The sequence below is a fragment of the Frondihabitans cladoniiphilus genome (assembly GCF_039544345.1).
In the GTDB taxonomy this organism is placed as follows: Bacteria; Actinomycetota; Actinomycetes; order Actinomycetales; family Microbacteriaceae; genus Frondihabitans; species Frondihabitans cladoniiphilus.
On record NZ_BAABLM010000001.1, the window covers coordinates 251,721 to 273,038 of the forward strand.

At 70.3% G+C, this 21,318-nt stretch carries 16 protein-coding genes and 1 tRNA gene; 11 read left to right on the top strand and 6 right to left on the bottom strand.

Annotation, left to right across the window (positions count from 1 at the left end; genetic code table 11):
- The first annotated feature begins 8 nt into the window (after window positions 1-8).
- From serA to ABEA39_RS01205, 4 genes are all read left to right on the top strand, one after another.
- Window positions 9-1,598 (top strand): phosphoglycerate dehydrogenase, encoded by a 1,590-nt coding sequence (serA, locus tag ABEA39_RS01190; RefSeq protein WP_345372266.1) that lies wholly within the window; start codon window positions 9-11, stop codon window positions 1,596-1,598.
- A 108-nt stretch (window positions 1,599-1,706) separates the two neighbouring features.
- Complete coding sequence (locus tag ABEA39_RS01195; protein ID WP_345372269.1) at window positions 1,707-2,795, top strand: 3-isopropylmalate dehydrogenase; 1,089 nt, start codon at window positions 1,707-1,709, stop codon at window positions 2,793-2,795.
- A 29-nt stretch (window positions 2,796-2,824) separates the two neighbouring features.
- Complete coding sequence (locus ABEA39_RS01200) at window positions 2,825-3,931, top strand: branched-chain amino acid aminotransferase (RefSeq protein WP_345372271.1); 1,107 nt, start codon at window positions 2,825-2,827, stop codon at window positions 3,929-3,931.
- A 268-nt stretch (window positions 3,932-4,199) separates the two neighbouring features.
- Window positions 4,200-5,474 (top strand): septum formation family protein, encoded by a 1,275-nt coding sequence (locus ABEA39_RS01205; protein ID WP_345372274.1) that lies wholly within the window; start codon window positions 4,200-4,202, stop codon window positions 5,472-5,474.
- A gap of 317 nt (window positions 5,475-5,791) precedes the next feature.
- Here the strand turns inward: ABEA39_RS01205 and ABEA39_RS01210 are convergent, their stop codons facing one another.
- Window positions 5,792-6,427, bottom strand: a complete 636-nt coding sequence (locus ABEA39_RS01210) for an MBL fold metallo-hydrolase (RefSeq protein WP_345372277.1) — start codon at window positions 6,425-6,427, stop codon at window positions 5,792-5,794.
- A 156-nt stretch (window positions 6,428-6,583) separates the two neighbouring features.
- On the opposite strand from ABEA39_RS01210, the gene ABEA39_RS01215 reads away from it, so the two are divergent.
- Window positions 6,584-6,656: transfer RNA gene (locus tag ABEA39_RS01215), tRNA-Glu, on the top strand.
- A 421-nt stretch (window positions 6,657-7,077) separates the two neighbouring features.
- Here ABEA39_RS01215 and ABEA39_RS01220 read toward each other — a convergent pair.
- The 5 genes from ABEA39_RS01220 to ABEA39_RS01240 all read right to left on the bottom strand — a co-directional run bounded on the left by ABEA39_RS01220 (window position 7,078) and on the right by ABEA39_RS01240 (window position 14,661).
- Window positions 7,078-7,542, bottom strand: coding sequence for a hypothetical protein (locus ABEA39_RS01220; protein WP_345372281.1), 465 nt, complete (start codon window positions 7,540-7,542; stop codon window positions 7,078-7,080).
- Complete coding sequence (locus ABEA39_RS01225) at window positions 7,539-10,070, bottom strand: phosphoketolase family protein (RefSeq protein WP_345372283.1); 2,532 nt, start codon at window positions 10,068-10,070, stop codon at window positions 7,539-7,541. The genes ABEA39_RS01220 and ABEA39_RS01225 overlap by 4 nt, the downstream gene beginning before the upstream one ends.
- Window positions 10,071-10,143: 73 nt before the next feature.
- Window positions 10,144-11,625 (bottom strand): outer membrane protein assembly factor BamB family protein, encoded by a 1,482-nt coding sequence (locus tag ABEA39_RS01230; protein WP_345372288.1) that lies wholly within the window; start codon window positions 11,623-11,625, stop codon window positions 10,144-10,146.
- Window positions 11,626-11,677: 52 nt separating this feature from the next.
- Window positions 11,678-13,195 carry a hypothetical protein gene (locus tag ABEA39_RS01235; protein WP_345372292.1) on the bottom strand — a complete coding sequence of 506 codons (1,518 nt, stop codon included), beginning with the start codon at window positions 13,193-13,195 and terminating at the stop codon, window positions 11,678-11,680.
- On the bottom strand, window positions 13,192-14,661 hold the full coding sequence (locus tag ABEA39_RS01240; RefSeq protein WP_345372295.1) for an outer membrane protein assembly factor BamB family protein: 1,470 nt from the start codon (window positions 14,659-14,661) through the stop codon (window positions 13,192-13,194). The genes ABEA39_RS01235 and ABEA39_RS01240 overlap by 4 nt, the downstream gene beginning before the upstream one ends.
- An 84-nt stretch (window positions 14,662-14,745) precedes the next feature.
- Between ABEA39_RS01240 and leuC the strand changes: the two genes are divergently transcribed.
- The 6 genes from leuC (at window position 14,746) to ABEA39_RS01270 (ending at window position 21,313) form a co-directional block, all read left to right on the top strand.
- Window positions 14,746-16,233, top strand: a complete 1,488-nt coding sequence (leuC, locus tag ABEA39_RS01245) for a 3-isopropylmalate dehydratase large subunit (RefSeq protein ID WP_345372298.1) — start codon at window positions 14,746-14,748, stop codon at window positions 16,231-16,233.
- Entirely contained in the window at window positions 16,233-16,844 is a 612-nt protein-coding gene (leuD, locus tag ABEA39_RS01250) for a 3-isopropylmalate dehydratase small subunit (protein WP_345372303.1), read from the top strand. The genes leuC and leuD overlap by 1 nt, the downstream gene beginning before the upstream one ends.
- Window positions 16,844-18,211 carry a UDP-N-acetylglucosamine 1-carboxyvinyltransferase gene (gene murA / locus ABEA39_RS01255; RefSeq protein WP_345372305.1) on the top strand — a complete coding sequence of 456 codons (1,368 nt, stop codon included), beginning with the start codon at window positions 16,844-16,846 and terminating at the stop codon, window positions 18,209-18,211. The genes leuD and murA overlap by 1 nt, the downstream gene beginning before the upstream one ends.
- Before the next feature lie 8 nt (window positions 18,212-18,219).
- Entirely contained in the window at window positions 18,220-18,993 is a 774-nt protein-coding gene (locus tag ABEA39_RS01260; protein WP_345372307.1) for a lysophospholipid acyltransferase family protein, read from the top strand.
- Window positions 18,994-19,101: 108 nt separating this feature from the next.
- Window positions 19,102-20,118 (top strand): NAD(P)H-dependent glycerol-3-phosphate dehydrogenase, encoded by a 1,017-nt coding sequence (locus ABEA39_RS01265; protein ID WP_345373888.1) that lies wholly within the window; start codon window positions 19,102-19,104, stop codon window positions 20,116-20,118.
- An 85-nt stretch (window positions 20,119-20,203) separates the two neighbouring features.
- Window positions 20,204-21,313 (top strand): D-alanine--D-alanine ligase family protein, encoded by a 1,110-nt coding sequence (locus ABEA39_RS01270; protein ID WP_345373890.1) that lies wholly within the window; start codon window positions 20,204-20,206, stop codon window positions 21,311-21,313.
- Window positions 21,314-21,318: the final 5 nt, after the last annotated feature.

A 21,318-nucleotide genomic window follows, 5' to 3' on the forward strand; every position in this document is an offset into this window, starting at 1 on the left:
CGCAGCTCGTGCCCAAACCGATCGTCCTGATCGCTGAAGAACTCTCGCCCGCCACCGTCGACGCCCTCGGCCCCGACTTCGACGTCCGCAACGTCGACGGCACCGACCGCCCGGCGCTCCTCGCCGCTCTGGCCGACGCGGACGCGATCCTCGTCCGGTCCGCGACGAAGGTCGACGCCGAGGCCATAGCCGCCGGCAAGCAGCTGAAGGTCGTGGCCCGCGCCGGAGTCGGCCTCGACAACGTCGACATCAAGGCGGCGACGCAGGCCGGCGTCATGGTGGTGAACGCGCCGACCTCCAACATCATCTCCGCCGCCGAGCTCACCGTCGGGCACATCCTGAGCCTCGCCCGCCACATCCCGGCCGCTCACAACGCCCTCGCCCAGGGGCAGTGGAAGCGTTCCGCCTTCACCGGCGTCGAGCTCTTCGAGAAGACCGTCGGCATCATCGGCCTCGGCCGCATCGGCGCCCTGATCACCGCCCGCCTGCAGGCCTTCGGCATGAACATCGTCGCCTACGACCCCTACGTCACCCCGGCCCGTGCCCAGCAGCTCGGCGTCACCCTCCTCTCGCTCGACGAGCTGCTCGCTCAGGCCGACTTCGTCACGATCCACATGCCGAAGACGCCCGAGACGACCGGCATGCTCTCGACCGACCAGCTCGCACTCATGAAGCCGACCGCGTTCGTCGTGAACGTGGCCCGCGGCGGGCTCATCGACGAGGACGCCCTGTTCGAGGCGCTGAAGAACGACGTCATCGCCGGTGCCGGCCTCGACGTCTTCGTCTCGGAGCCCCCCACGAACACCGACCTCCTCGCGCTGCCCAACGTCGTCGTCACGCCGCACCTCGGCGCCTCGACCGACGAGGCCCAGGAGAAGGCGGGCGTCTCGGTCGCCAAGTCGGTGCGCCTCGCCCTCGGCGGCGAGCTGGTCCCCGACGCGGTGAACGTCGCCGGCGGTGTCATCGACGAGTACGTGCGTCCGGGCATCCCCCTGATGGAGAAGCTCGGCCAGGTCTTCGCCGGCCTCGCCGACAGCCCCCTCACGACGATCGACGTCGAGGTCCACGGCGACCTGACCGAATACGACGTCAGCGTCCTTCGTCTCGCGGCGCTCAAGGGCGTCTTCTCCGACGCCGTGCAGGAGACGGTGAGCTACGTCAACGCGCCGGTGCTGGCCGAGCAGATGGGCATCACCGTCCGCCTGATCACCGACGCCACGAGCGACGAGTACCGCAACGTCCTCACGATCCGCGGCGCGACGGCCGATGGCACCCAGCTCTCGGTCTCGGGCACGCTCACCGGCACGAAGCAGGTCGAGAAGGTCGTCGAGATCAACGGCTACGACGTCGAGGTCCCTCTCGCGAAGCACCACATCGTCATGCTCTACACCGACCGCCCCGGCATCGTCGCGGTCTACGGCAAGGAGTTCGGCGAGGCCGGCATCAACATCGCCTCGATGCAGATCGCCCGGACCTCGGCCGGCGGCCAGGCGCTGAGCGTCCTCACGATCGACAGCCCGGCGCCCGAGGGGCTGCTCGAGAAGGTGCGCGGCGCCATCGACGCCGACATCATGCGCGAGATCGACGTCACGCTGTAGGCGTCCTGGAATGACTGCGAAGGGCCCTGTGGACAACTCCGTGGGGCCCTTTCGCCGTCGCTAAGCTGGAACGATCAGAACCGCACCGCACGAAGGCAAGGAGCCCGCATGAGCCGCACCGTCAAACTGGCCGCGATACCCGGCGACGGCATCGGGCCCGAGGTCGTGGCCGAGGCGCTCAAGGTCCTGCGGGCCGCGACCGACGGCGGCGAGGTCGACTTCGACGTCACCGAGTTCTCCCTCGGTGCCGCGCGATTCAAGGCGACCGGCGACATCCTCACCGATTCCGACCTCGCGGCGATCTCGACGCACGACGCGATCCTCCTCGGTGCGGTGGGCGGCGATCCGCGCGATCCCGAGCTCCGGGGCGGCATCATCGAGCGCGGCCTCCTGCTCAAGCTGCGATTCGCCCTCGACCACTACGTCAACCTCCGGCCGACCAAGGTCTACCCGGGTGTTCCCTCGCCGCTTTCCGACCCCGGCGCGGTCGACTTCGTCGTGGTCCGCGAGGGCACCGAGGGGCCCTACGTCGGCAACGGCGGCTCCCTCCGCACCGGCACGCCGCACGAGATCGCCAACGAGGTCAGCGTCAACACGGCCTACGGCGTCGAGCGCGTCGTGCGCTACGCCTTCGAGCTGGCGGCCAAGCGTCCCGCCCACAAGCTGACCCTCGTGCACAAGACCAACGTCCTGGTGTTCTCCGGCTCGCTCTGGCAGCGCACGGTCGACGCCGTGGCCGTCGACTATCCGACAGTCGCTGTCGATTATCAGCACGTCGACGCGGCGACCATCCATCTGGTGGCGAATCCGAGTAGATTCGACGTCATCGTCACGGACAACCTCTTCGGCGACATCCTCACCGACTTGGCCGGCGCGATCAGCGGCGGCATCGGTCTGGCGGCCTCGGGCAACATCAACCCCGACGGAGCCTTCCCGAGCATGTTCGAGCCGGTCCACGGTTCCGCCCCTGACATCGCCGGGCAGCAGAAGGCCGACCCCACCGCAGCCATCCTCTCGACGGCACTCCTCCTCGACCACCTCGGTCTCCTGGAGGCGGCCGCTCGGGTGACGGAGGCGGTCGAGGCCGACATCGCAGCCCGGACCACGACGGTCGACGGTGCGCGCTCGACCACCGAGATCGGCGACGCGATCGCCCGACGCGTCTCGAGCATCCTCACCCCTTCTTCGGCCCGCTAGGGCCCTCCTCTCCCGACAGGATCCCGCGAATGACGACTGCTGCAGACACCTACCCGCTCCACTTCGAGCTCACTCCGAACGACGCGGCCCGCGCCGATGCCGAGCGCGAGACGATGCTCTCGGATCCCGGGTTCGGCAAGTACTTCACCGACCACATGGTCTCCATCGAATGGACCACCGAGGGCGGCTGGCACGACGCCGCAGTGCTTCCCTACGGTCCGCTCACCCTCGACCCCGCCGCCTCGGTCTTCCACTACGCGCAAGAGATCTTCGAAGGCATCAAGGCCTACGCCCACGAAGACGGTTCGGTCTGGACCTTCCGGCCGGAGGCCAACGCTCGTCGCTTCGCGCGCTCGGCCGCCCGCCTCGCCCTGCCCGAGCTCTCGGCCGAGGACTTCATCGAGTCCCTCAAGCAGATCGTGCGGGTCGACAAGGGGTGGGTGCCCACCTCCGACGAGACGAGTCTCTACCTGCGTCCGTTCATGATCGCGACCGAGAGCTTCCTCGGGGTGCGCGCCGCCCACAAGGTCGGCTACTACGTGATCGCCAGCCCGGCCGGCGCCTACTTCACCGGCGGGGTCACGCCGGTGTCGATCTGGCTCTCTGAGAACTTCTCCCGCGCCGGCAAGGGCGGCACGGGGGCGGCGAAGACCGGCGGCAACTACGCGGCGTCGCTCCTGCCGCAAGAAGAGGCCTACGCTCACGGCTGCTCGCAGGTCCTGTTCCTCGACTCGGTCGACACGACCTACATCGAAGAGCTCGGCGGGATGAACGTGGTGCTCGTTTACAAAGACGGCACCATCGTCACGCCCGAGTCCGACTCGATCCTCGAGGGCATCACGCGCGACTCGATCCTGCAGCTCGCCGCAGACCGCGGCCACAAGGTCGAGCGCCGTCGAGTCAGCCTCGACGAGTGGAAGACCGGCGTCGAATCCGGCGACATCGTCGAAGTGTTCGCCTGCGGCACCGCCGCGGTCGTCGTGCCGATCGCCGAGCTGAAGGGCGAGGGCTTCTCGATCGTGTCGCCCGTCGCAGGCCCCGACTCGCTGACGCTCTCGCTCCGCGCCGAGCTGACCGACATCCAGTACGGCCGCCGCGCCGACCCGCACGGCTGGCTGACGCGGCTCGACGCGTAGGCGCGGTGGTGGCTGCTGCTGCGTTTGCGGCTGCGGCTGTTGTTGTTGTCGCTGCGGCCGCTGCCAGGGTGTCGGGCGTCCATTCTCCGTCGTCCGGTCTCGACTCCGGGCGCCGAGAGTGGACGCTCGTGCCGCCGGCGAGCATCGTCCGACGCGCCCCGGACGGGGGAGCGTGGCATCCCGCCGCCCCTCGGTAAGCTCTCGCTCTGGCCGCCTCGATTCCGTTCGAGAGATCACGCGGCGACGAGGGGGAAGGACCCGTTCGATCATGACGGACAGCACCACAGCAACACCGGCCACCGTCCGCGAGGCGTTCTCCGCGCTGGCACCCGGGGTCGAGACGGCGGTCGTCGAGGGCCACTCCGACGTCGACACTTCGGGAGCGAACGACGCGCCGGGCGCGAACGACGGTGCGGGGGCGGGGTCGGCCGACCCGAGCATCCTGCGCGTCGTTCTCGGCGAGAGCCGTCGTCTGGACCTGCTCGGCTCGCCCGCCGGATGGCTCGTGGTCCCGCCGGTGGCCGACGGAGGCGAGCCGTACACAGCACCGCTCGGGCAGCCGCTCACCGCCTCGGCGGACGAGGTCGCCCACGCGCTGGTCGCCGCCGTTCGGTACGCCGCCACGACCCTGCCGACGGGCGACCTGTCGGAGGGCGTCCGTGTGCTCGTCGTCGGCTCGTCGGCCTCCTCGGATGCGCCGGTGGCATTCGCGTCGCCTTCGGGTGGAGCGCAGCCGCCTGCGGCCTCGCCGCAGCAGCCCGAGACTCGGCCGCAGCAGCCCGCGGCTTGGGCGCAGCAGCCCGGGGCCTGGCCGCAGCAGCGGTCCACCCCGTACGGCGCGTCCGCCTTCGGGGGAGCCGCCTCGGCGAGTGCGCCCGGCTCGACTTCGTACAACCCCAGTCCATACGGTCCCGGCGGAGCGACGGCCGCGCCGTACCTCACGGCGGGCTACGCGCCGGCACCCGTGCCTCGCCGACGGCTGTCGCCGGTGCAGTCGACCCTGGTGATCGTGGCGATCGTGGTCGCTGCGCTCCTGATCCTCGGGGGAGCGGGATTCGGACTCGTCGTCGGCGTGAGCGCGCTCTCGAGCAAGGGCGCGTCCTCCGGGTCGTGGGAGCCCCTGAACGGGTCGGACGGAAGCGACGCCGGCGACTCCGGCGACGGTGACGACGGCGCCACCGGAACGACCCCGGCCACCTCGCTCAAAGAGGGGGACTGCTTCGATCTGGCCGACGCCTACGACCTCACCGACGACATCCTGCCGAAATCGTGCACCTCGAGCCACGACAGCGAGGCGTTCGCGGTGATCACGCTGCCCGACACCGTCGAGTCCGTGTCGGATCGCACCCTGTACGACGCGGCCGACGCGGCCTGCTTCTCGCACTTCAAGACGTACGTGGGCGACTCTGCCGACGATTCCGAATTCGACTACGACTCGTTCGCGCCGTCGCACGACGAGTGGGACTCGGGGCAGCACACCGCGATTTGCTACGTCGCGCTGGACGACAACCGCTCGTCGAGCGTGAAGGGTTCCGGCGAGTAGTCGCAGGCTGCGGCTCTCGCGCGCTGGGGGTGTCGCGCCGTGGGGATGCCGCGCCGTCCGTGCTGCGCGCCGAGTAGCCCTGTTTCTCACGAGTCGCCCGTTTCACGTGAGTCGCCCCGTTTTACGCAAGTCGCCCTGCCGTGCCGGGGCGACTTGCGTGAAGCGGGGCGACTTGCCGTGTGTGCGACGCCCCGCCCGCACCGCACCACGCTTGGCACCGCGATTCACGCAAGGCATCGCGCCGCGCGCCGCTACCTCACGTAAAACGCGATGCCTTGGCGCGAAAAGTTCGCCCGCGGCCAGCGACCGCCGGCCCGTCACACCTCGAGCGACTCACCCGCCTGCAGCACGACGCCCGAACCGCCGAACGACTCGGCCATGGCCGCGAGGCGTGACGAGTGCATCGCGAAGCCGGCCTCGGACAGCGTCTGCTCGTGCACCGGGAACGACCGCGCGGCCTTGACGGCGAGCACGTAGTCCATCGCGTCGCCGATCTTGAGCCAGGGTGCCCCCACCGGTGCCGCGAGCACCTCGACGGGGAACGGCGGCACGAAGAACGCGTCGCCGGGGTAGAAGAGCTTCGCGTTGACCAGCACGCCGGTGTTGGCGGGAACGGTCACGGTCGAGTGGATCGTCGCGTGCGTGGTGCCGGCGAACGTGAGCGTGAACGGCCCGACCTCGACCGTCTGCCCGTCGGCGACGGTCTCGACCGCGAACCCCTCCAGCGCGGCTGCGATGCCGGCGTTGCCGAACACCTTCGCCCCCGGGTTCGTGGCCAGCAGGGCCGAGAGCTGCTCCGGAGTCCAGTGATCGGCGTGCTCGTGCGTGACGACGATCGCATCAACGTCGGCGATGTCGCCGAGCGAGCGCGTGAAGCTGCCGGGATCGACGACCAACCGGCGCCCGGACTCCTCCACAACGAGCGCCGCGTGTTCGTACTTCGTGACCTTCATGGCGCCACAGTACGCCGCCCCTCCGACACCGAATCAGGCCCGTGGGATGCCCGATCCGCCCCCTCTCGGAACGCGAGATTCCCGCTCCCCAGACACGAACATCCCTCGATTTGTGAGCCCCCCGACCATGTGGCATACTCGTGGAGTTGCAAATGCGGCCCCATCGTATAGCGGCCTAGTACGCTGCCCTCTCACGGCGGTAACACCGGTTCGAATCCGGTTGGGGTCACGCGAGCCCCTGTCTATTTCCCTCTGAAACCGACAGGGGCGTTTCTGTGTTTATTTAACGACGCTAAAGAGGGCGCTGCGCGGCAGCGGGTTCGACGCTTAAGGTGGCGCTGCACACCCGTCGCGGCAGCGGGTTTGACGCTGAGGGGGGTGCTGGGCGCCAGCGCGGCAGCGGCTTGACGCTGAAGTGGGCGCTTGGTGCGGGGCACGCGAGTCGCTCGGAAGGTGCACCCTCGGCACCCGGAGCCGCACCCCCGTTCCTCGGAGGTGCACCCCGGACCCGCGGAGGTGCACCCCGGCAACCGCGCGGCACCCCGGTCGACCAAGGGGTCCCCGCGGAGTCGGGGGTGCGGGTGCTGCCGTGGGGATTCACCCGCACAACACCGCCCTGCCGGACGCGGCAGCGGCAGCAAGGGGCCGCGCTACTCCGCGGGGCGCGCCTCGTGGTGCGGAGCGCCGTGGGTGCGACGATCCTCCTTCATCTCCGCCTCGAAGAGGTGCCGCCGTCCGCCGGCCAAGAGATCGCGGGCCTCCTTTTCGGCGTCTTTGAACGGCGTGTAGTAGTTGTCGTCGTAGTCCTCGACGATCTGGAAGGTCCAACGCCCCTGGATCGCGTTCCGCCCCACCATCGACGTCTCGAGCGAGTCGGCCAGAGCCGAGTGCCCCGCCGCCCGCAACAGATCGACGGCCTCGCCCAACGCCAGGTCGGCCTTGCCCGTCAGGCGGTGGAAGCCGTACAGGAACCCGCGTGCCTGCTCCACCACCTCGAGCGCCTCCGAGAGCTTGCCGAGGGCCTCGACGGTCTCGTCCGAGAGACCTGCGGGCCGCGTGTGCGCCTCGTCGGGCCCGTCTGCAGGAGAAAAGCCAGCCCCGGAACCCCCGCTCATCGCCCGAACTCCCAGCCCGTGACGTCCGGGTGATCCTCGCCGTGCTCGTACGCGTACGCTCGCGCCTCGTCGCGCAGCCCCTGGAACCGAGCGGCGGCGGTCGGGTTCGAGGCGGCCAGCCCCGGCACGTACTCCAGCACGTCGAGCACCAGCTTGTACCGGTCGATGTCGTTCAGCATCGCCATGTCGAAGGGGGTCGTCGTGGTGCCGCGCTCCTGGAAGCCGCGCACGTGCAGGTTGTCGTGGCCGTGCCGGTGGTAGGTGAGCTGGTGCACGAGCGACGGGTAGCCGTGGAAGTCGAAGATCACGGGCTTGTCGGTCGTGAAGAGCGCGTCGAACTCGTCGTCGGTGAAGCCGTGCGGGTGGTCGCGGACGTCCTGGAGTTTCATCAGGTCGACGACGTTGACAACCCGCGTGCGGACCGACGGGAACTCGCGCCGCAGGATGTCCGCCGCCGCGAGGGTCTCGAGCGTCGGCACGTCACCTGCGCAGGCGAGCACGACGTCCGGCGTCGCGGGCGAGCCGTCGGCGTCGAGGCCCGCCGTCCCGGCCCAGTGCCAGATGCCTGCGCCGGCATCCACGTGCGCCTCCGCCTCGTCCATGGTCAGCCACGCGGGCTGCTCCTGCTTGCCGGCGACGATGACCTGCACCGTGTCGGTGTCGCGAAGGGCTTTCGACGCCACGACGAGGAGGGTGTTCGCATCGGGTGCCAGGGAGATCCGCACGAGATGCGCCTGCTTGTTGACGACGACGTCGAGGAACCCGGGGTCCTGGTGCGAGAACCCGTTGTGGTCCTGCCGCCAGACGTGCGACGAGAGCAGGTAGACGAACGACGAGATGGGCTCGCGCCACTCGATCTCGGTCGACGACTCCAGCCACTTGGCGTGCTGGTTGAACATGGAGTCGACGATGTGCACGAACGCCTCGTAGGTGTTCAGCACCCCGTGTCGGCCGGTCAGGAGGTACCCCTCGAGAAGGCCTTGCAGCAGGTGCTCGCTCAGCACTTCCGTGACCCGGCCCGAGCGGGCGAGGTTCAGGTCGGTGTCGAGCAGGTGCGCGGCCCAGCCGCGGTCGGTCACGTCGAACACGGCGTCGAGCTTGTTCGACACGGTCTCGTCGGGCCCGAAGAGGCGCCAGGTGTGCGGGTTGTCGCGCACCACCTCGGCGAGCCACTGCCCGAGCACGTGCGTCGCACTGACGGCAGCACCCCGGGCGAGACCCGAAGAGTCCGACGGCGACACCGCGTGCGCCCGATGGTCCGACAGCACCAGGGGCGAGCGCAGCCGACCCCCGTTGGCGAAGGGCGAGGCGCTCATCCGCTTGTCCCCGACGGGGCGAAGGGAATCGAGGATGCCCGTCGGCACCCCGTCGTCGCCGAACAGCTCGCGGGGCCCGTACGACTCCATCCACTCCTGCAGTTGAGCCAGGTGCTCCGGGTTCTCGCGCACCCCGTTCAGCGGCACCTGGTGCGCGCGCCAGGTGTTCTCGACCGGCTCGCCGTCGACGACCTTCGGGCCGGTCCAGCCCTTGGGGGTGCGGAGGATGATCATCGGCCAGGCCGGGCGGGCGGCGTCGTGCGGCCCGGCCGACTGCCCGGCGGCGGTCGAGTCGTGGCCGGGAGCGTCCGCACCGGAGCCGCCGGAGCCGCCCAAGCCGCCCAACCCGCCGGAGCCGCCGGACGCCCCGGCAGCGGCCGCACTCGCAGCCGCCCGCGCGGCGATCTTCGCCGCGTCGATCAGCCGGAACGCCTCGTCCATCGCCTCGGCCATGCGCTGGTGCACCGCCATCGGGTCCTCGCCGTCGTAGCCGCCCGCGACGACGATCGGCTGGTAGCCGTAGCCGCGGAAGAGCGACAGCAGCTCGTCCTGGTCGATGCGCGCGAGGATCGTCGGGTTGGCGATCTTGTAGCCGTTGAGGTTGAGGATCGGCAGCACGACGCCGTCGTTCACCGCGTCGATCAGCTTGTTCGCGTGCCAGCTCGTCGCCAGCGGCCCTGTCTCGGCCTCGCCGTCGCCGACGACGCAGACGGCCACGAGGTTGGGGTTGTCGAGCACGGCGCCGTAGGCGTGAGCCAGGCTGTAGCCGAGTTCGCCGCCCTCGTTGATCGATCCGGGCACGTTGGGGGCGTCGTGCGACGGAATGCCCCCGGGGAACGAGAACTGGCGGAAGAGTTTCTGCATCCCACCGCCGTTCCGCTCGATCGCCGGCATGAGGTCGGAGTAGGTGCCCTCGAGCCAGGTGTTCGCGACCATGGCGGGGCCGCCGTGGCCGGGCCCGCAGACGTAGATCAGGTCGCGGTCGTCGCGTCGGATGATCCGGTTGAGGTGCGCGTAGACGAAGTTCAGGGCGGGGGAGGTGCCCCAGTGCCCCAGAAGGCGTGGCTTGATCTGGTCCGGCGCGAGCGGCCGGGTGAGCAGCGGGTTGTCGAGCAGGTAGATCTGCCCGACGGTCAGATAGTTGGCGGCTCGCCACCAGGTGTCGACGACCTCCAGATCGGTCGAGACGGGGGATGCACTGGCTGAAGTCACGCGGAAGGCCTTCCTGGTGGGAGCCTCCCACTGTGCACCCGTGCCCTCGACCGGGGCGCAGGATCCGTACCCCTCACCCGATCCGCCGCGCCGCCCCGTCCACCCCGATGTCGATCAGATGACCGCCCCAGACCTGCACCTGCTGCTGGGCCGCGTGGGTCCAGAGACGCTTCCCGCTCGAGAGGTCGAAGGCGATGACCGACGATCGCGAGCCCGAGATGCCGTACGCGAGCGCGTAGCCGACCGTCTGACCCGCCGCCGACACGGACGCTCCGGCCGGCACGGGCGTGCGGAACCGGATCGCCCCGGTCCTCCCGTCGATCGCGGTGACGGCCGACGAGTCCGTCGCCGAGACCGCGTACACGTCGTCGCTCCGCTGCCCCGATGCGCTGCCTGCCGACGTGAACGCCCCCACCTGATCGGTCCAGAGCGCCTTTCCGGTGCGGTAGTCGAGGCAGGTCAGGTGGTCGTCGGAGTAGTCGGTCACGGCGAGACAGGAGCGGGTCATCGAGTAGCTGCCGCGGAGGGTCATCGACGACGACCAGAGCTCCTTCCCGGTCTTGTCGACGGCGACGAAGCCGCGCCCGGGCTTCGTCGTCACCCCGCTGCCGGTGACCTTGGCCGCGTAGACGATGTCGTCGTTCACGGCGTAGCCGAGCGTCGTGTCCACCGACGGACCCCAGGCCGACACGGCGCCGGTCGACACCAGCACCTGTTCGGTCTTCTCGTCGCCGAGCAGCAGCCGATCGCTGAGCGCGATCATGGTGGCGGACGGGTTGCCGGTGCCGCTCCAGACCACGCGTCCGAGGTCGTCCACGTCACGGAGGTCGTACTCGTACGACAGGTAGTCCGTCGAAAGATGCCCCATCGCGACGACCTTCCCGGACGCCTCGAAGCGGTCCTGGTCGTTCCAGGGCAGACCGCCGGTGGTCTGCACGATGTCGCCGGTGTCGGCCGACAGCGTCTCGGCGACCGATCGGTCGGAGGCGACCGCGTGCACGAGGATGCGCGTCCCGCCGTCGACGACCGACAGCGAGTCGACCGTGGCCGACCTCGACCGGGGCTGGCCCGACGCCGGCGGCACGTCGCCCGACACGTCGTGGGTCCAGCGGAACACGCCCACGGCGGTGTTGAACAGCGCGATCCGCGAGCGGAACGCCGTGGGCGCCGAGGTGCAGGCGGGATCCGTCGCGGCGGCGAAGTTGTAGCCCGTGTCGGCCCGGACCACGGCCAGGTCGCGCCCGAGGTCGACAGCGGTGAAGCGCACGCATTCGGCCGGAGCCCCGGGCGCCAGCGTGCCCGCCAGGTCGGCCGCCCACCGACTCGTCCGCGGCCCACTGCGGACGTCGTCCACGCGGGTGCCGCCGTACGGGGTCAGCGATCCGTAGGTGGGCTGCAGGACGACTCCCACGCCCACGACGAGGGCGATCACCGCGGCCAGGGCCAGATAGGAGACGAGGATGCGCGTCCCGGCCGAGAACCGCGCCCAGAGCCTCGCGACCCGCCCGCGGTACCGGGGACGCCGACCCTGCGGGCGCCGACGGGAGACGGCCATCGGGCCTCCTCGCACGACGGTGGGCGGCGGCGGATGCCGGCGCCCTCCGAGACTATCCGCCGAGGACCGGTCCGGCCCGGTTGGTGAGCTGCTCCGTCCGCCCGGAGCCGCTGAGGTGGACCAGGTGGCCGCCCCAGAGCTCGGTGTCGCCGCCGCTGAACGCCGGGCGGTCCCAGAGGGTGACCCCCGAGCGCGTGTCGAAGCCGGCGACGTCGGTGGCCGTCCCGCTCGCCGTGTAGGTCACCCGGTAGGCCATCGTGCGAGCACTCGCGTCGATGTACGTCAGAGGAGCCAGGTCGAGCGTGAACCGCGCGGCCCCGGTCGCTCCGTCGAGCACCAGGACGCTCGACCGGTCGCCTCGGCTGCGATAGGCGTAGACGCTGTCGTCGGTCTGCCCGGGCACTCCGGAGGCCCGGGTCGCGGTGCCCACGTCCGCCGTCCAGCGAGTGCGACCGGTGCGTGAGTCCAGGCAGCTCATGTCGGTCGTGCCGAGCAGGGAGACGAGCGTGCAGTCGCGGGACGACCCGATGTAGCTGCCGACGCCGCCGCGGTTCCAGAGCGACGTCCCGTCGGCGCTCCACGCGGTGAGGACCGGGCCGGCGTTCACCAGCTCGGTCGTGACGAACGAGCCGTCCGGAGCCGAGCTGGCGCTGTCGAGCGGCACCGCCCCGCCGCCGAAGGAGGCGACCCGCCCCGAGGTGCCGTCGATGCGGACGCTCCTCCCCGACAGGACGGCGAACGCGGCGACGGGCGTGAGGACGGGGGTGTTCTGATCGGCCAGGACCCCGCGCCAGATCGGCCGGTCGACGTGCCGCACGTCGACGAGCGTCCAGGCCGTCGACCCCTCCCGCGAGGTGCTGCCGCCGAAGAGGGCGAGCCCCCCTTCGAACAGCGCCGTCACGCCGACGTTCGACGCGCCCAGGTCGAGTCGGCCGGCGGCCGTGCCGGACTCGAGATCGAGGGACGTCAGCAGAAAACGGCTGCCGAGGGTGAACTCGACCACGGCCCGCCCCGCGCTCGCCGAGAGCGACGTGCTCCCCACCGCCGCACTGCCGCCCGCCGCGTCGAACGCCGTGGCGAGGTTCGTGGACCAACGGACGACTCCGGTGGCGGTGTCGAGGAGCGCGACGGTCGAGCGCACCTGGAAGATGGTCGTGGTCGAGCATCCCGCGTTCGAACCGAGGGACGGCGGTTGTCCGACGAGCAGCACGAGGGATCCCGAACTCGACGAGACGCCGAACCCGGCGCAGCGGGTCGGCACCCCCGGCAGCATCGCGCGGGCCAGATCCACCGACCAGCCGACCGCCGTGGGAGCCTGGCGCACATCGTCGACGCGGCTCGACATCCACGGCGAGTCGTCGCCGTAGGGCGGCGTCAGCGAGGCGGCGACTCCGGTCACGGCCAGGACGACCGCCACGAGTGCTGCGAACGCCGCGACGACACGACGGCCGGGGGAGAGGCGGCGGCGGCGGCGGCGCACGCGGCGCCGAGCGGACGGGGTGCTTCCGGCGGGGGTGCCGCCGGCGGGGGTGCCGCCGACGGGGGGAAGGGCGACCAGCCTGCGGCTCATTCGAGAACCGGCGCGGGATGCGCGTTCCCGGCGTCGTGCATCCCCGTGACCTCGCCGTTCCGCACCGACACCAGGTGGCCCGCCCAGAAGTCGAGGACGGCCCCCTGCGGCCCGTGCAGAGTCCACAGGATCCGCCCGGAGGCGAGATCGACCGCCGCCATCCGTCTCGAACGCGAGCCGAACTGCGCGTTCGCCGCGGTGTCGAGGCTGTAACCGACCGTCCGTCCGGCGGCCGCGAGCTGCGCCCCCTCGCCTGTGACGACGAACCGCTGCCGACCCGTGTCGCCGTCGAACACCCGTGTCACGGCGCCGGCCGGGTCGCCGGTCGAGAGCCGCGCGCTGACCACGTCGTCGGACGTCGCCCCGGGCAGCATCCCCGCGAAGGGCTGCGTGCCGAGGTCCTGCCGCCACCGCTCCCGTCCGGTGCGATGGTCGAGGCAGACGAGATCGGGGGATGCGGGGGTCGTGACGAGCACGCAGGTCCGGCTCACCCCGGCGACCCCGTCGACCGGGAGCGGAGCGGTCCAGAGAGTGCGACCCCGGGCATCCCACGCCTTCACGGTCGTCGAGGGGATGCCGCTCGACCGTTCGCGCCCGTAGAGAACGCCGCCCTCGGACATCGACGTGCGCACGTCGACCCGGCCCGAGGCGAAGGGCGTCTCGACACCCGTGCGCCCGTCGACCGCGACGGACCGGCCGTCGACCGTCGCGACCATCGTGTCGCCGAGGAACTGCGGCGGCGACGACTGCGAGAGCGTGCCCGTCCAGACCGGGGTCTCGAGGTCGTCGAACGACCACAGCTTCGACTCGGTGGCGCCCTCGTCGAGATTGGGATTGACGACGACCAGCCGCTCGTTCTGGTAGTTCGAGCCGAGGGCGACGCCCGGGACGGTCGCGGTGGACCGCGTGCGCCCGGTCTCGGCGTCGAGGGTGACGAAGCGGCCGGAGTCGTCGTCGACCATCTGCACCACGAGCCGCGACGGGTCGGAGGTCGGCAGGACGTCCTCGACGATCGACCCCGGTGCGCCGGACAGGCCGAGGTCGCGAGTCCAGAGGACCCGCCCGGTCGTCGGATCGAACAGGGCCACGCGGTGCGCGTAGAGGCTGTTCGGCACCGCCGTGCACGACGAGAGGGTGAAGCCGCCCGAGACCGCGAGCGACTGAGAGCTCACCAGGACCCGCCCCGGAGTCGCCGGGAACGCCTGGAGGTCGACGCACGACGGCGGCACACCGGGTGCCAGGACGGCGGCGAGGTCGGTCGTCCAGCCCCGGGCGACCGGCGCGCGCCGCAGGTCGTCGTACGCGATGCCGCCCCAGGCCGAGGATCGACCGTAGGACGGCTGGAAGCCGACCCCGACCAGGACGACCAGTGCCGCGACCAGCCCTCCGGCGAGGTACGCCAGGGCGACCCGCAGGGCGGGGTGCGCTCGCAGCAGCCGCGCCCTCGGTCCGCTCCGCGTCGTCATGCCGCAATGCTAGGCGGGGTGAGGAAACAACCCGGAAACACGTCTGTAGACTCGGCAGATCAACCCGTAGAAGGAGGACGACCCGTGGTCGATTCTGTGAGTGGCCGTACCTTGGCCGAGAAAGTTTGGGACGACCATGTGGTCGTCAAGGGCACCGACGGGGCCCCCGACCTCCTTTACATCGACCTCCACCTCGTCCACGAGGTCACGAGCCCGCAGGCGTTCGACGGCCTCCGCCAGGCCGACCGCCCCGTGCGTCGCCTCGACCTCACGATCGCGACCGAAGACCACAACACGCCGACGCTGGCGATCGACCGGCCCATCGCCGACCTCACCAGCCGCACCCAGATCGAGACCCTCCGCACCAACGCTCGAGAGTTCGGCGTGCGTCTGCACTCCCTCGGCGACGCCGAACAGGGCATCGTGCACGTGGTCGGCCCGCAGCTCGGCCTGACCATGCCGGGCATCACCGTCGTCTGCGGCGACTCGCACACCTCGACCCACGGCGCGTTCGGGGCCATGGCGTTCGGTATCGGCACCAGCGAGGTCGAGCACGTCCTCGCGACGCAGACGCTGCCGCTCAAGCCCTTCAAGACCATGGCCATCACGGTCGAGGGCGACCTGCGCCCCGGCGTCTCGGCGAAGGACATCATCCTGGCGGTCATCGCCAAGATCGGCACCGGCGGTGGCCAGGGCTACGTGCTCGAATACCGCGGCAGCGCCATCCGCGCCCTTTCGATGGAGGGCCGCATGACCATCTGCAACATGTCGATCGAGGCCGGCGCCCGCGCGGGCATGGTCGCCCCCGACCAGACCACCTACGACTACCTCCGAGGCCGCGACCACGCGCCCGAGGGCGCCGACTGGAACGAAGCCGTCGCCTACTGGGACACCCTGGCGACCGACGACGACGCCGTGTTCGACGCCGAGGTCTTCCTCGACGCGAACGAGCTGGAGCCGTTCGTCACCTGGGGCACCAACCCCGGCCAGGGCGTCTCGCTCAGCGACACCGTGCCGAACCCGGCCGACTACTCCGACCCCAACGACCAGGCCGCGGCGAACCGCGCGCTCGAGTACATGGACCTCGAAGCCGGCACCCCGATGAAGGAGATCGCGGTCGACGCCGTCTTCATGGGCTCGTGCACCAACAGCCGCATCGAAGACCTCCGCGCGTTCACCTCGATCATCCAGGGGCAGAAGAAGGCCGACGGTGTGCGCGTCATGGTCGTGCCCGGTTCCGCCCGGGTGCGGATCGAGGCCGAGGCCGAGGGCCTCGACAAGATCGTGACCGACTTCGGCGGCGAGTGGCGCTTCGCCGGCTGCTCGATGTGCCTCGGCATGAACCCCGACCAACTGGCACCGGGCGAGCGCTGCGCCTCCACCTCGAACCGCAACTTCGAGGGCCGTCAGGGCAAGGGCGGGCGCACGCACCTGGTGTCGCCTCTCGTGGCCGCTGCGACCGCGATCCGCGGCACGCTCTCCAGCCCATGGGATCTCGGGATCGACACGCCGGCCGTCGCCGGTTTCACCGACCTGGCCACCAAGCCCGCCGACCTCGAAGGAGCCCGCTGATGCACAAGACCACCGTCGTCACCGGCACGCCTGCGCCCCTGAAGCGATCGAACGTCGACACCGACCAGATCATCCCCGCCGTCTTCCTGAAGCGGGTCACCAAGACCGGCTTCGAAGACGCCCTCTTCTACTCGTGGCGTCAAGACCCCGACTTCGTGCTCAACCAGGCGCCGTTCCAGGGGGCGAAGGTGCTCGTCGCCGGGCCCGACTTCGGCACCGGTTCCAGCCGTGAGCACGCCGTCTGGGCGCTCCGCGACTTCGGGTTCGAGGTCGTCATCAGCCCGCGGTTCGGTGACATCTTCCGCGGCAACTCGGGCAAGCAGGGCCTTCTGGCCGCCGTCGTGTCCGAGCCCGAGGTCGAGAAGATCTGGGCGGTCATCGACGAGGCCGTCGCCGCCGGGAATCCCGCGCCGGAGATCACCGTTGACCTGCAGGAGCAGACCGCCACGATCGCGAGCCTCACCGTTTCGTTCGAGGTCGATGCTTACACTAAGTGGCGCCTCCTCGAAGGTCTCGACGACATCGCACTCACACTGCGCGACGAGGCCGCCATCACAGAATTCGAATCACGCCGCGCGAACTGGCGGCCCAAGACATTGCCGGTGAAGTAGTGAACTCTCTTGTCCAGGATGCAGCAGCAGCGGGGGCCCGCGTCGGCCTCAAATCCGACGAGATCGTCATCCGCGGCGGCAAACCGCTGATTGGCCGGATCGAGGTCCGCGGCGCCAAGAACCTCGCCACCAAGGCCATGGTCGCAGCCCTCCTCGGCGACACCCCGAGCATCCTCCGCGACGTTCCCGACATCAGCGACGTCAACGTCGTCCGCGGCCTCCTCTCGATCCACGGCGTCCGCATCACCGACCCCGCCCGCGGCGAGATGATCCTCGACCCGTCCAACGTCGAGAGCGCGCACTTCGCCGAGATCGACGCGCACGCCGGGTCGAGCCGCATCCCGATCCTGTTCTGCGGCCCGCTCCTGCACCGTCTCGGCGAGGCCTTCATCCCCGACCTCGGTGGCTGCCGCATCGGCGACCGTCCCATCGACTTCCACCTCGACGCCCTCCGTGCCTTCGGCGCCGTCGTCGACAAGAACTACAACGGCATCCATCTGACGGCCCCCAACGGCCTCAAGGGCGCCGAGATCGAGCTGCCCTACCCGAGCGTCGGCGCCACCGAGCAGGTCCTCCTCACCGCCGTCCTCGCCGAGGGCGTAACAGAGCTGCGCAACGCGGCCATCGAGCCCGAGATCATGGACCTCATCGCGATCCTCCAGAAGATGGGGGCGATCGTCAACGTGGAGCCCAACCGGGTCATCTTCATCGAGGGCGTCAAGTCGCTGCGCGGCTACACGCACCGGGCGATCAACGACCGCAACGAGGCCGCCTCCTGGGCCGCCGCTGCTCTCGCGACCAAGGGCGACATCTTCGTCGAGGGCGCCAAGCAGCAAGACCTCATGACCTTCCTCAACGTCTTCCGCAAGGTCGGCGGCGAGTTCGACGTGCATGAAGACGGCATCCGCTTCTATCACCCGGGCGGCGAGCTCAAGCCCGTCGTCATCGAGACCGACGTGCACCCCGGCTTCATGACCGACTGGCAGCAGCCCCTGGTGGTGGCGCTCACGCAGGCGCACGGCGTCTCGATCGTCCACGAGACCGTCTACGAGAACCGCTTCCAGTTCACCGAGGCGCTCAACGACATGGGGGCGCAGATCGTCGTCCACAAAGACGGTCTCAAGGGCGCCGAGCGCCGAGTGGCCCGTCGCGAGTTCGAACAGGCCGCGGTCATCACCGGTCCGACGCCGCTGCACGGCGCCGACATCCGAGTCCCCGACCTGCGCGGCGGCTTCAGCCACCTGATCGCAGCGCTCACCGCCGAAGGCGAGTCGAAGATCTCCAACGTCGGCATCATCGCGCGGGGCTACGAGCACTTCGTGGCGAAGCTGCGCAAGCTCGGTGCGGACTTCGACTTCGCCGGCTGAGCCGCTCCGTGTCCGTCTCGCCTGACGCCCCGCTTCCGCCCGCCCGCAAGCGGGTGCGCGAGCACAACGCCACGTTCGGCGTGCTCGGGCGTCTCGCGATGCCGATCCTGAAGCTCCAGGCCGGCTACGACGTGCGCGGCAGCGAGAAGCTGCCCGCCGTCGGGCCCTTCATCGTCACTCCGAACCACTACAGCAACTACGACCCGATCGCGGTGGGTGTGACCCTGTTCAACCTGGGTCGCGTGCCGCGGTGGCTCGCCAAGGCGTCGCTCTGGAAGGTGCCGGTGCTGGGCTGGATCATGCGGAGCACGGGGCAGGTCCCGGTCGACCGCACCGGCCGCACCCGGGGGTCCGACCCGATCAAGGCGGCATCGGCAGCGCTCGCGCGTGGCGAGGGCGTCATCATCTACCCCGAGGGCTCGCTCACCCGCGAGCCCGACTTCTGGCCGATGCGCGGCAAGACCGGCGCCGTGCGGCTGGCCCTCGAAACCGGCGTGCCCCTCATCCCCCTCGCCTCCTGGGGTGTGCAGGAGATCATGGGTCGAGGCGCGAAGTCGCCCCGCTTCTTCCCGCGGACGCACCTGCGCTTCGCGTTCGGCGACCCCGTCGACCTCTCCGCCTACCGAGGGCGGCACCTCGAGGCGCACGAGTTCGCGGAGGCGACCGAGCTCGTGATGGCGAGCATCACCGAACTCCTGCAGGGCATTCGCGGCGGCACCCCGCCGGCCGAACGCTACGACCCCGTGAAGCACAACCAGACCGAGATCGGACGTTTTGAGTAGAGGCAGCGCACATGAGTAGAGGCAGCGCACATGAGTAGAGGCAGCGGACCCCGCGCCTCCCTGGACGCCCTCGGCGAAGGCGCCGTGACCACCGAGGCCATCTCGGTCATGAGGGCCTCCGCACTCGAGCGACGGGTCGCCGTCCTCGGCGCCGGCAGTTGGGGCACCACGTTCGCGAAGGTCCTCGCTGAAGGAGGCGCGGAGGTCGCCCTCTGGGCCCGCCGCCCCGAGATCGCCCGCGAGATCACCGAGACGCACCGCAACAGCGACTACCTCCCGGGCATCAACCTGCCCATCGGCCTCACCGCGTCGTCGTCGTTGCGGTCCGTCCTGCAGAATGCCGAGCAGGTCTACGTGTCCGTTCCGAGCCAGACGCTCCGGCAGAACCTCTCCGACATCCGCGACCTGATCCCCTCGGGCGTACCCGTCATCAGTCTGATGAAGGGCGTCGAGAAGGGCACCGGGCTCCGGATGAGCGAGGTGGTGATCGAGTCGCTCGGCATCGACCCCAGCCTGGTCGCCGTGGCCTCCGGGCCGAACCTCGCCCTCGAGATCGCCAAGCGGCAGCCGACCGCAGCCGTCATCTCGTCCGAGAGCCTCGAGACCGCGACCCTCGTGGCGGCCACCGCCACCAACCCGTACTTCCGCTCGTTCGTCAACACCGACGTGATCGGCACCGAGTTCGGGGGCGTGCTGAAGAACCTCATCGCGGTCGCCATCGGCATCGTCGACGGGGTCGGCTACGGCGAGAACACCAAGGCCTCGATCATCACGCGCGGCCTCGCCGAGATGACGAGCTTCGCGGTGTCGTTCGGAGCGAAGCCCGAGACGCTCTCGGGGCTCGCGGGCCTCGGCGACCTGATCGCGACCTGCCAGTCGCCGCTCTCGCGCAACAACACGGCCGGCCGCCTCCTCGGCCAGGGCTACCGCTTCGACGACGTCGTCCGGCAGATGAACCAGACGGCGGAGGGCCTGGCGTCGGTCGCGCCGATCCTCGAACTGGCTGCGCGCCAGGGCGTCGACATGCCCATCGTCACGCAGGTCGCCGAGGTCCTCGCCGGTACTCTGGACCCGCGCAACATCGCGCCGCACCTCACCGAGACGGACGAGCCCCAGGGCGAATGAGCCCCGGGCCCGACGGCCGTCTCGCCTCCCGAAGGGCCTTGTCGTGACCTTTGACCCCACCGCCTCCGGCGTCTCGGAATCCCTGATCGGCGAGACCGGCGACGCTCCCCGCCTGCGAGTCGTCCTGCTCTTCGGCGGCCGCTCGAGCGAGCACTCGATCAGCTGCGCCACGGCCGGCGGCGTGTTGAAGGCCCTCGACCGCACGCGCTACGACATCGTTCCGGTGGGCATCACGAGCGACGGCGCGTTCACGCTGCAACCCGACGACGCCGATCTGTTCGCCCTCGACGCGACCAAGCTGCCCACGGTCGTCGACAACGGCACCCGGGTGCGGTTCCCCGAGTCCGCCGCGACCCGGGAGATGACCGTGGTCGACGAGCTCGGCGTGGAGACCTCGCTGGGCGACATCGACGTCGTGTTCCCCATCCTGCACGGGCCGTTCGGCGAAGACGGGTCGGTGCAGGGGCTGCTCGAGCTGGTGGGCCTGCCCTACGTCGGCGCGGGCATCCTCGCTTCCGCCGTCGGCATGGACAAGCACTTCTCCAAGACGGTCCTTCAACAGGCCGGCATCGCGGTCGCGCCCTGGGTGACCGTCCGCTCACGCGAGTGGGCGGGGGATCCCACCGCCGTCACGGCCTCCGTCGCCTCCCTCGGGTACCCCCTCTTCGTCAAGCCGGCCCGCGCGGGCTCGAGCGTGGGCGTGTCGAAGGTCTCGGCCCCTGCCGAACTCGCTGCGGCGATGGCGGTCGCATTCCACGAAGACAACAAGGTGCTCGTCGAAGCCGCGGTCGTCGGGCGCGAACTCGAGTGCGCGGTGCTGGGCGGCCGCGGGGGATCCGCCCCCCGGGTCTCGGTCGCGGGCGAGATCGTGCTGGCCGAGAACACGTTCTACGACTTCGAGTCGAAGTATCTCGGCGGGGCGGGCGCCGACCTGGTGTGCCCGGCCGACCTCACGGCCGACGAGCTCAGCACGTTCCAAGACCTCGCGGCCCGTGCCTTCGACGCGATCGGCGGAGCCGGGCTGGCCCGCGTGGACGTCTTCCTGACCGCCGACGGCTTCGTGGTCAACGAACTGAACACGATGCCCGGTTTCACGCCGATCTCGATGTTCCCGGCGTGCTGGTTGGCGAGCGGCCTCAGCTACCCCGAGCTGCTCGACGAGCTCATCGAGCTCGGGCTCGAGACCGAACGCTAGCCCGG